The following is a 9,466-nucleotide window of genomic DNA, read 5'->3' on the forward strand; positions in this document are numbered from 1 at the left end:
GTCCGACTCCCGATAGCCCGTCCGACTACGGATACACTCGTTTCCACAGACGAAGCTCAACGACACCGATGCCTGAATTCACGACGCTCGACGACCTGGAGAAGACGCCCCACGCCGAGGTGTTCGACGACCGACGGCCCCGAACCGTCCGGCTGGCGCTCGACGCGGGCGACCGCGTCCCGCCGCACACCCACCCGGGGACCGACATCGTCCTGCACCTCCTCTCGGGCCGCCTCGAACTGACGCTCGACGACGAGACGCATCACGTCGAGCCGGGAGCGCTCGCCCGATTCAGCGGCGACCGAGAGATTTCGCCGCACGCGCTCGAACCGAGCACCGCGGTCATCGTGTTCGCACCGGCGGAGTCCGGCGACGAGTAACCGCGCCGGGCGCTCCGGCCGCGGCGCGCCGCCGACCCGAAGCGGTTCGGGACGAACTACTCCCGGCTGGCGCACCGAGACGTGGACGACCGATGGCAGCAGCTCAATCACCGTTCGAGGGGTTCTGCGCGGCCACCCACCCGGACCACTGCGTCGACCGGCACCCTGGTCGGTACCTCGTCGCCGTCTACCGGCTCGGCGTCGGCGCCGACCACAGCGTCACGACCGGCGACGTCAGCGACGCGCTCGGCGTCCAGCCCGCCAGCGTCACCGAGATGCTGAACCGGCTCGACTCCGAAGGGCTCGTCGCCTACGAGAAGTACCGCGGCGCCAGGCTCACGGGCCGCGGCGAGACCGTGGCCCGCGAACTCGCCTGGCGGCAGTGGTCCGTCCGCGTCTTCTTCGCCGAACGACTCGACCTCACGCTCGACGACCGCACCGCCTACCGCATCGGCTACACGCTCCCGAAACAGGGCCTCGACCGCCTCACCGACCTCGCGGGAGCGGACGGCGACTGAGGCGGGCTGACCGGCGAGTGACTCGGGCTAAGCCGCGACTGGCGCGGAACGGCCGCCCGACCCGTCCCGTTGTCACAGTTCTCGCTGGCTTCGCGCGTGGCCGAAATTCAACGCACCGGCAGTCGGCAGTTCGTCGGCGGTTCGTCTAGAACGGCGCGTCCGAGGTTCTGCCGGCCGCTCCGTAGCCCTGTCCGGTCCCGAGCGGTCCGGCGGCGTCGTCGTCCCCGTCGGTTTCGAGCGTCCCGGTTTCGAGGTACTGCGACTCCAGCTCCTCCAGCCGGTCGTTGATGGCGTCGCTCCGGTGGTGCATGGCGTCGGCGCGGACGCGGACGAGGTCGTAGTCGTGGCGGTCGGACAGCCCGTTCCACGCCCGGAACGAGCCGATGGTGAGCGTGTGCGTCTGCGGGCAGAACGGCGTCGTCGGCGTGAACTCGGCGCGGAGCACCGAGTCGTCGTCGGCCGATTCGGCGTACCGGTAGCCGGCGCTGCGGTGGCGAGTGTCGAGGTTCAGGCGCGCGAGGTTGTAGTTGAACGTCATGTCGTAGACGGTCCGCGCTTCGAACACCTCGCGGGTCAGTTCGTGAAACCGGACGTGGTCGTCGCCGGTGAGGACGTCGTGGCCGTCGAGGAACTCGCCGGGCGCCGGGATGTGTTCCGGGACGAACTCGTCGGCGTCGTCGAACAGCGCCTCGTCGTCGGAGCCGCCGAAGGGTGACGGGAATCCTGCCATACCGCGTCGTACGGCCGAATCCTCCCTCCGTCTGTCCCCGGACATGTTCGGTGGCTCGCCGACGCACCGCTCGCCGGTGCGTTCGAAACGGAGAACCGCGCCGTCTGCGTCGGGAACCGCCCGCTCTGAATCAGGGGACCGGGACGTCAGAATCGAGGGGAGGCGCGCTACTCGACGGACACCCGCGTCACGTGGCCGCCGCAGCCGCACTGCTGGACGTACTCCCACTCCAGGTCGGCGTCGACGTCGGCGTCTGCGAGCGCCTCGAAGAGGTACTCCGACGGGTGGCCGTGCGCTCCGTGGGTCACGAGGTTGACGTGGTTTCCGGGCTCGGTGTGCTCGACCGCGTCGATGGCCTGTTCGACCAGCAGGTCCGCGTCCGCCTCGTGCCACGGCTGTTCGAGGTTCGCCGACCAGGACGTCTCGTGGACGTGGTCGGTGACCGGTTCGACGTCGCCGTGTCCGTGCTCGTGTGCGCTGCTCATCTTCGTCTGAAGGGAAGGTCCACACGGAGATAGCCGCACGGCCGAACATATTCGGGCGTCGTGGGCCGGAGCCGACACGAGTCGTCGCGGCGGCGACGTCGCTGAACGACGGTTTACTCGTCGTGTCCAAGTCGGCGTCGCCGAAGATGTTCGCCGGGGTTCCTGCGTGCCGGGAACGGCCGGGGGTACTCTTTTTCCTCCGGAGAGAGGTGCGCAGATATGCGAGTCACGAGACGGACGCTCGCGAAGGCGCTCGCCGTCGTCTTCGTGTTCAACCTCGTCGCGATGGGTGCTGGCGCCTACTTCGCCTACCAGCAGTCCCCCGAGCGACCCGACCAGTTCGTCGGGCCGAACGGCGACGTCGTCCTGACGGACGACCGGATTCAGCAGGGGAAGGTCGTGTTCCAGCAGAACAGCATGATGAACCACGGGACCATCCTCGGGAACGGCGCGTACTTCGGCGCGGACTACACCGCCGACGCGCTCGAACGAGTGAAGACGAACATGCGAACGTACGTCGCCCGCGAGCGGTACGGCGCGTCGTACTCGTCGCTCGACGAACCCGAGCAGGCCGCCGTCGACTCCATCGTCCGCCGCCAGCTCTCCGAGAGCGACTACGGCGACCGGATCACGCTGACGGCGGCGGAGGCGTACGCCTTCGAGCAGGTCCGAGAGTCGTACGTCGAGCGGTACTACGAGGGGTCGCGGGCGCACGGCGTGCCGGCGAAGTTCATCGAGTCGCCCGAAGACGCTCGGCGGTTCGCCGACTTCGCGCTGTGGACCGCGTGGTTCTCCGCGACCGACCGACCGAACGCCGAACACTCGTACACCAACGAGTGGCCGTACAACCCCGGCGCCGGTAACACGCCGCCGACCAGCGCGATGACGTGGAGCGTCGTCGCCATGATCATCCTCGTCGCCGGCGGCGGCATCGGCATCTGGCTGTACCAGTCCATCGAACTCCCCGAACCGGAGTCCGAAGGCGTCGACGTCCCGGCGCCCGAGGACATCGACCTGTTCCCGAGCCAGTTCGCCGCCGCCCGGTTCGTCCCGGTCGCAGCGGCGCTGTTCGTGGTGCAGGTGCTGCTCGGCGGGCTGATGGCGCACTACTACATCGAACGCGGCGGCTTCTACGGCCTCGCCGAGGCGCTCGGCGTCGAGGCGCTGCAGGCCATGCCGTTCGCCATCACGAAAGCGTGGCACATCGACCTCGCGATCCTGTGGATCGCGACGCTGTGGCTCGGCGTCGGCCTGTTCTTGCCGCCGCTTCTCACCGGCACCGAACCGGACAACCAGAAGCGGTACGTGAACGTGCTGCTCGGCGCGCTATTCGTCGTCGTGGTCGGCGGACTCGGCGGCATCTGGCTCGGCACGCAGGGGTACTTCGACGGCGGCCTCTGGTGGTTCCTCGGCAGCGAGGGGCTGGAGTACCTGGAGGTCGGCCGCGTCTGGCAGGTCGGCCTGCTCGTCGGGTTCGTCCTCTGGACCGCGCTCGTCGCCCGCGGCTTCAAGCCGATGCTCGACCGGGAGGAGCCGTACGGCCTCGCGCACATGATCATCTACGCCGGCGGCTCCATCGGCCTGCTGTTCACCGCGAGCATGCTGTACACGCCGAAGACGACCATCGCCGTCACGGAGTTCTGGCGCTGGTGGGTCGTCCACATGTGGGTCGAAGGCGCCTTCGAGTTCTTCATCGTCGCCGTCATCGGCCTGACGCTCGTCTCGATGAACCTGCTGTCGCGGCGCAGCGCCGAGAAAGCCGTGATACTGGAGGCGCTGCTCGTCATGGGCTCCGGCGTCATCGGCGTCAGCCACCACTACTGGTGGGTCGGCCTCCCGGACTACTGGGTGCCCATCGGCAGCGTCTTCTCGACGCTCGAGTTCATCCCGCTCGTCTTCATCCTCTTCGAGGCGGTCAACGAGTACCGCGCGTACGCCACCGCCGACGAGGACTTCGCGTACTCGCTGCCGTTCATGTTCATCATCGCCTCCGGCGTCTGGAACTTCGTCGGCGCCGGCGTCCTCGGCTTCTTCATCAACCTCCCGCTCGTCAACTACTACGAACACGGCACGTTCCTGACGGTCGCGCACGCCCACGCCGCGATGTTCGGTGCGTTCGGCTTCCTCGCGCTCGGCATGGCCGTCTACGTCCTCCGGTTCACGACGAAGCCCGGGAAGTGGGACCCGACGAACCTGAAGCGGGCGTTCTGGCTGTTCAACGTCGGCCTCGCGTGGATGGTGCTCGTCGGCGACATCCCGGTCGGCTTCCTCCAGCTCGAAGCCGCGTTCACGCAGGGGTACGACTTCGCCCGGTCGCTCGGCTTCTACAGCCAGCCGCTCGTCCAGACGCTGTTCTGGGCGCGGCTCCCCGGCGACGTCCTGCTCATCCTCGGCGCCGTCGTGTTCTGCTACGACGTCGTGAAAAAGCGGTTCGTGCGCCGGGAAGCCGCCACCGACGTCGCCGACGGCACCATCATCTCCCGCCGCATCTTCGGCGCCGACGAGGACGCCGGCGTCGACATCGGCGACGACTGACCCAGTCGCGCCAGCTTCGATTCTCGCGGCCCGCTCATTCCCTGTTTCTTCCCGTCCGAGGGCTTGCAGAGTGATGTCGAGTGTCCGAGTCGAGCTATGGTCACCGGAATCGTGACGAAGCTCGACCGACTTCCTGCGTCGGTCAGAGGTCCGTCAGCACCTTTCGGACGCCGATGAGCCCGAGTGCGACGGTGGCGAGGACAATCGCCGCCACCGGGATACCGACGGCAAGCGTGAATCCTGTGTACTCAAGTAGTGAGACGCCAAGGAGACTACCGGAGACCAGTACGCCAAGCAGGTAGACGCTGACCCCCCAACAGAGTACGTACACTGCCCGTCCGACGCGGCGAAGCTCGTCGCCGTTGGGCGCAGGTGAGCTGTCGGGGAGGAGTTCGGAGAGTCCGAGTTCGGCGAGCTCTCCGCGGTCGCCGCTCAGATCCTGGAGGAACGCCTCGCGCTTTCTGAGGGCGTAGTCGACTCGCTCTCCCTCTACCGTGACCCGTAATCCGACGCGGCCGCCCCAGAACGCTGACGCCGCAGCGAGCACCATCACTTGCGTCTGCTCATTCAAGCCGCTAGCGACGACTGCCCCCACGGCTGCAACGAGGGCAATGCCCGGCAGTAGCAGCCGGTGACCGCGAAACGTCTCTGGGTAGAACGCGTCCGAGTCGGGGCTATCGTATCGGTCGATGGCGAGCGCGACGAACAGGAGAAGTACGGCACCCCCGCCGAGTCCGAGGATGTCTTCGGTAGCCGACCCGAGCGGCAGCAGAGCTGACAGTATCAGGACCACGATTGCCGCGACGAACGTCGCCACGATGCCGGCAACGACGCCGCCAGCTAGAACACTCGCGTCTTTCAGCAAGTCTCCGACGGTCACGGTGACGGACCGCGGTCTCCCGTAGTCGAATTTCCCGTTGTTCCGAGCTTTTTTGATCTGGTCCCGATAGTGGTCCTCCGACCGCGGGTAGTCGTCGAACCGGACCTCGTCGTCGATGTTCGTAACGACAAACCGTTTCCCACGGAACCGATACAGTACCGACTTCGCCGGAACGTCCCGCTTCTCCACTCGTTTCCGGTACGTGGAGGGACTGTCACTTGCCTCAGTCTCCGAGTCTGTCCGGGTCTCGTCGACGAGCGTGCCGTCTGACCCTCGGAACATCCCCGTCGGTACGTCCGGATTGTCGGTGGACAGCGACTGCTGACGCTCGAACGTTACGGAGCCGTACCTGGCTTTCGCAGTCTCCCCGTCACCGCCGCATCGGCGGCACGTGACCTGCTTGTTGCCGTTACAGTTCGAACAGGTCTGGGTCCCGGTGCCGCCGCAGTCGCTGCAGGATTCTTCACCGGTACCGCCACAGGCCGAACAGTCCTCGGTCCCGTCGACGCAGTCAGGGCACGGCTCCTTGTGGGTCGTCGTCTCGATACCGTCACCGTCACAGCGTGGACAGCTAACCCGGCCGTCCCCATCACACGTCGGACAGTCGTCGTCGGCCCCGCCGCAGTCCGGACAGTCGATTTTCATCGACCCCTCACACTGGGTGCATTGGCTCTCCTCGCCGACCGTAACGGTGGCCGAGCCGCCGCAGGTACTACACGACTCGTTCCCCTCACCTCCACAGGCGCTGCAGTCGACGGTTTTCGAGCCGTTACAGGTCTCACACCGTTCCGTGCCGGTACCGTTACAGGTGGGGCAGTCGTGCTTCTTCTTCCCGTCGCATTTCGTGCATGTCGAGACGGGGACTGACTCGACAAAGCTGACAGTTTTGTCGTCAAAATCCGACGGCGCGTGTGCGTACCTGCTCTCGTACGGTACACTTGACTGACGCTTCGATCGGTACTCGCTTCCCGAAAACGTCTTCGTCGAGATGCTTTCCGAGGCGGTTAATTGAGTTGTGACCGTCAATCGGACGGTGCCTTCGAACTCTTTCTTGATTTCAGCGCCCTCGACCAGATCCGCCGCCGCATCCGACTCTTCGGCGACGCGTTCGAGGAGTTCCTTCGTGGAGGGAAATCCGCCCGTGGTCATACGCACCCCAATCCGTCAGTCGCAGGCTGGCTTTCGCCCTGGTTACTCGCTAGTCCCCCGCCTGGTCGCTGAAGGCCGGCTCCGGGAAAATCCTGGTTCGGCATACGGTCATACCCCAGAGAGCAGAGACATTAATCTTGATAATGATTGGTTATTGACCGATAAACGTTCGCGCCACGAAAACAGAACCCACTGTCCGGCAATAATCCGGGTGACCGTACTGTGCCAGCGGGCTCCGGATCTCAGGATGCCGTGCCTCGAACGCTCTCAGAAGTGTTCGTCGACGAGCCGTTCGGCGTGCGCCTCCGATTCGGCGGCGACCCAGCGCACCTTCGCGGCGTCGCCGTACGCCAGTTCCTCTTTCAGTTCGTCGCGGAGGACGCCGACGCCGTAGCCGAGCGAGTCGCCGTCGGCGTCGCCGAGTTCGTAGACGCCGTACCGCTCCGGGGCGGCGCCGACCGCGGCCCGGTCGAACGCCCGCCACTGTTTCCTGAGGCTCATTCGTCGCCGTCGGCGTCGCTGTCGCGGTCACCGCTGCTGTCGCCGCCCTCCGCGTCGTCATCGGCGGATTCGCCGTCCGCCGCGACGAACTCGTAGCTGGCTTCCGACCAGTCGTCCTCGGCGAAGACGAACACGCGGCCGCCGGCGACCGCCGGGTCGGCCTCGATTTCGGTGCGCTGGCCGCCCGGGCGGCGCGCGGTGACGCCGGGGAACAGCTCCTCCTCGTCGCCCTCGTCGAGGACGACGCGGCCGACCCCGGTGTCTTCGAGGATTTCGTCGTGCGTCTTCAGGTCGTTCACGTACAGCAGCACCCCCTCCGTCTCCGTCGGGTCCGTGACGAGCACGTGGACCTCCTTGCCCGGCGGCGTGGTCAGCGTCCCCTCGACGCGCTGGGGGACGCCGTGGTAGAACGTCACTCGGCCGTCGAGATACTCGACTTCGACGCCCTCCTCGCGGAGCGCGACCGAGACGGTCGCGGGCGCCACGTCGTTCCGGTTCCCTGCGCTCATACCGACCGGTTCGGGCGGCGCACGCAAAAGCGAGACGCTTCGGTCGGCGGCTGCCCCCGAGATTTATCCGTGATGCCGGCCGACTACCGGGTATGACACGCGGACGGCGGTCGGTGCTGCGCGGCGTCGCCGTCGGCGCAGGCACGCTCCTCGGCGGCTGTGTCGCGTCCGGGTCGAACGTCCGGTACCCGGACAGCGCCGCCGGCGCGACCGACGGCGACGCGCGGACCGGCGCGGGGGACTCGACCGCCGGCGCCGACGGCGCGGAGGCGGACCGGAAGCAGCCGCCGGCCGAGGCGAACCCGGCGCTCGGAGCGCGGACGCGGCTCGTCGTCGACGAACTGGCGTGGTTCGCCACGCAGTACCCCGCCGCCGTCGAGACGTACATGGCGGCGCTGAACCGCGCCGTCGAGGCGACCCGGACGCTCGCTGACGCCGGGAACGTCACGGTCGCCGACGTCGACCGCCTCGCCGCGGACTGGTCGAACGCCGTCGAAGTGACCCGCGGCGCCTTCGGCAACCACTACCCGATAGCCGGCTTCCTGCGCGACCGGTCGACGTACCACCTCGACGTCATCCGGAAGTTCGCCAGGCGCGACGACCGCGACCGGGTCCGCGAGGAACTCCGGCGGCTCGCGTCGTTCGGCGCCGGCGCCGCCTCCGAACCGTTCATCGAGGGGAAGTTCCCGCGGAACCCGATTCAGAACCGGCTGGTCGAACGGCTCCGAAACGACCCGCGCGACGTGGACGGCGACGGCACCATAGACTGGCGGCTCGTCACGCAACTGCTGTACGAACCGGCGGAGGGCTCGCCGTTCCAAGCGTACGCGTACGACGACACGCGGCGGTCGCTGTTTCAGCCGCCGCTACCCGCCGACTCCCGCGCCGAAATCCGAGACAGCTACGCTCCGCTGTACGTCGGCGAGAACCGGGTGTCCGTCGTCACCGCGGCGTTCCACGAAGTCGGGCCGTCGCTCACGACGCCGCAGTTCCCGCGGAACCGTCCGACCGCGTCCGTGCCTCGCACCGTCGTCGCGCAGCGGTACACGGACGAGCGCGCCGCCGCCGACGCGCTCTCGCTGGCGCTCGGCGACGTCACACAGGAGGGGACGTACCGCTTTCCGGATTCGACGTGGCGCCGCGTCTACTACCGGCGCGGCGGCGACGTCGTCTACGCGTTCTGCTGCCGCGCCGGCGAGTTCGTGCTGGCGACGGGCGCCGAGCGGACCGCGTGGGAGGAGCGCGTGGACTGGAACCGGAAACACCGGCGGACGTGGCTCGCCGGCGAATGATGGACGCCGCGGACCGCCGGGCGGCCGCCGTGCTCGTGGGCTGCCACGCCGCGGTGGGTGTCGGCCTCGCTGTCGCCGGATTCGCCGCGGCGGACTGGGCCCGCGCGCAGTTCGTCGCTGACGCCGCTGGCTCCGCCGTGGGCGCGCTCGGCCCGACGTTCCTCGCCGCGGCGGCGCTGTCGGCGGCGGCGACCGCGCTGGTCGCGGGCGTCGTCACGGCCGGCGTCACCGGCGCGCTCGTCGGCGCCCAGTACGTCAGGCCGACGCGCGCCGCCGCCGTCGCCGGCGCCGGCGGCATCGTCGGCGCCCCGCTTTTGGCCGCGCTCGCCGTCGCCGGAATCCAGTTCGGGGTCGCCGGCGCGGGAGCGGCACAGGTGTTCTCGGCGGCGCAGGCCGCCGTTCCCGTCGCGGTGGCGGCCGTCGGCGCCGGCGTCGCCGGCGCGGGCTGCGGCGCCGTCGCGGCGGCCGCGGTTCAGTGACCGACGGA

General features: G+C 68.3%; 10 protein-coding genes. 5 read left to right on the top strand and 5 right to left on the bottom strand.

Going from position 1 to position 9,466, the window contains the following annotated elements:
* Positions 1-68: 68 nt before the first annotated feature.
* Complete coding sequence (locus ACQUS7_RS08635) at positions 69-380, top strand: cupin domain-containing protein (protein WP_435129857.1); 312 nt, start codon at positions 69-71, stop codon at positions 378-380.
* Between the two features lie 92 nt (positions 381-472).
* The gene (locus ACQUS7_RS08640) at positions 473-898 is read left to right on the top strand and encodes a metal-dependent transcriptional regulator (RefSeq protein WP_435146361.1); all 426 of its coding nucleotides are present in this window, start codon (positions 473-475) and stop codon (positions 896-898) included.
* A gap of 145 nt (positions 899-1,043) precedes the next feature.
* On the opposite strand, the gene ACQUS7_RS08645 is transcribed toward ACQUS7_RS08640, so the two are convergent.
* Both ACQUS7_RS08645 and ACQUS7_RS08650 read right to left on the bottom strand, forming a co-directional pair.
* Positions 1,044-1,628 (bottom strand): hypothetical protein, encoded by a 585-nt coding sequence (locus tag ACQUS7_RS08645; RefSeq protein ID WP_435146362.1) that lies wholly within the window; start codon positions 1,626-1,628, stop codon positions 1,044-1,046.
* A 167-nt stretch (positions 1,629-1,795) separates the two neighbouring features.
* Entirely contained in the window at positions 1,796-2,113 is a 318-nt protein-coding gene (locus ACQUS7_RS08650) for a CGCGG family putative rSAM-modified RiPP protein (RefSeq protein ID WP_435129848.1), read from the bottom strand.
* Positions 2,114-2,332: 219 nt separating this feature from the next.
* Between ACQUS7_RS08650 and ACQUS7_RS08655 the strand changes: the two genes are divergently transcribed.
* A complete protein-coding gene (locus tag ACQUS7_RS08655; RefSeq protein WP_435146364.1) occupies positions 2,333-4,648 on the top strand; it encodes a nitric-oxide reductase large subunit in 2,316 nt (771 codons plus the stop codon).
* A gap of 142 nt (positions 4,649-4,790) precedes the next feature.
* Here ACQUS7_RS08655 and ACQUS7_RS08660 read toward each other — a convergent pair whose 3' ends face one another.
* The 3 genes from ACQUS7_RS08660 to ACQUS7_RS08670 all read right to left on the bottom strand — a co-directional run bounded on the left by ACQUS7_RS08660 (position 4,791) and on the right by ACQUS7_RS08670 (position 7,687).
* Positions 4,791-6,677, bottom strand: coding sequence for a hypothetical protein (locus tag ACQUS7_RS08660; RefSeq protein ID WP_435146366.1), 1,887 nt, complete (start codon positions 6,675-6,677; stop codon positions 4,791-4,793).
* Between the two features lie 267 nt (positions 6,678-6,944).
* On the bottom strand, positions 6,945-7,178 hold the full coding sequence (locus tag ACQUS7_RS08665) for a DUF7508 domain-containing protein (protein ID WP_435146368.1): 234 nt from the start codon (positions 7,176-7,178) through the stop codon (positions 6,945-6,947).
* Positions 7,175-7,687: a DUF5796 family protein gene (locus tag ACQUS7_RS08670; RefSeq protein ID WP_435146370.1), complete on the bottom strand. Its 513-nt coding sequence runs from the start codon at positions 7,685-7,687 to the stop codon at positions 7,175-7,177. The genes ACQUS7_RS08665 and ACQUS7_RS08670 overlap by 4 nt, the downstream gene beginning before the upstream one ends.
* Before the next feature lie 92 nt (positions 7,688-7,779).
* Here ACQUS7_RS08670 and ACQUS7_RS08675 point away from each other — a divergent pair, with 92 nt between their 5' ends.
* Both ACQUS7_RS08675 and ACQUS7_RS08680 read left to right on the top strand, forming a co-directional pair.
* Positions 7,780-8,979 (top strand): hypothetical protein, encoded by a 1,200-nt coding sequence (locus ACQUS7_RS08675; RefSeq protein ID WP_435146372.1) that lies wholly within the window; start codon positions 7,780-7,782, stop codon positions 8,977-8,979.
* The gene (locus tag ACQUS7_RS08680; RefSeq protein WP_435146374.1) at positions 8,976-9,458 is read left to right on the top strand and encodes a hypothetical protein; all 483 of its coding nucleotides are present in this window, start codon (positions 8,976-8,978) and stop codon (positions 9,456-9,458) included. Before ACQUS7_RS08675 ends, ACQUS7_RS08680 begins: the two co-directional genes overlap by 4 nt.
* Positions 9,459-9,466 lie beyond the last annotated feature (8 nt).

Source organism: Halobaculum sp. P14 (genome assembly GCF_051195155.1).
Lineage (GTDB): Archaea > Halobacteriota > Halobacteria > Halobacteriales > Haloferacaceae > JBNTKA01.

What these genes read in the sequence shown, in the direction of transcription:
- ACQUS7_RS08635 (WP_435129857.1), top strand. Translation starts at nt 69, where the DNA reads ATGCCTGAATTCACGACGCTCGACGACCTGGAGAAGACGCCCCACGCC.
- ACQUS7_RS08640 (WP_435146361.1), top strand. Translation starts at nt 473, where the DNA reads ATGGCAGCAGCTCAATCACCGTTCGAGGGGTTCTGCGCGGCCACCCAC.
- ACQUS7_RS08645 (WP_435146362.1), bottom strand. Translation starts at nt 1,628, where the DNA reads ATGGCAGGATTCCCGTCACCCTTCGGCGGCTCCGACGACGAGGCGCTG.
- ACQUS7_RS08650 (WP_435129848.1), bottom strand. Translation starts at nt 2,113, where the DNA reads ATGAGCAGCGCACACGAGCACGGACACGGCGACGTCGAACCGGTCACC.
- ACQUS7_RS08655 (WP_435146364.1), top strand. Translation starts at nt 2,333, where the DNA reads ATGCGAGTCACGAGACGGACGCTCGCGAAGGCGCTCGCCGTCGTCTTC.
- ACQUS7_RS08660 (WP_435146366.1), bottom strand. Translation starts at nt 6,677, where the DNA reads ATGACCACGGGCGGATTTCCCTCCACGAAGGAACTCCTCGAACGCGTC.
- ACQUS7_RS08665 (WP_435146368.1), bottom strand. Translation starts at nt 7,178, where the DNA reads ATGAGCCTCAGGAAACAGTGGCGGGCGTTCGACCGGGCCGCGGTCGGC.
- ACQUS7_RS08670 (WP_435146370.1), bottom strand. Translation starts at nt 7,687, where the DNA reads ATGAGCGCAGGGAACCGGAACGACGTGGCGCCCGCGACCGTCTCGGTC.
- ACQUS7_RS08675 (WP_435146372.1), top strand. Translation starts at nt 7,780, where the DNA reads ATGACACGCGGACGGCGGTCGGTGCTGCGCGGCGTCGCCGTCGGCGCA.
- ACQUS7_RS08680 (WP_435146374.1), top strand. Translation starts at nt 8,976, where the DNA reads ATGATGGACGCCGCGGACCGCCGGGCGGCCGCCGTGCTCGTGGGCTGC.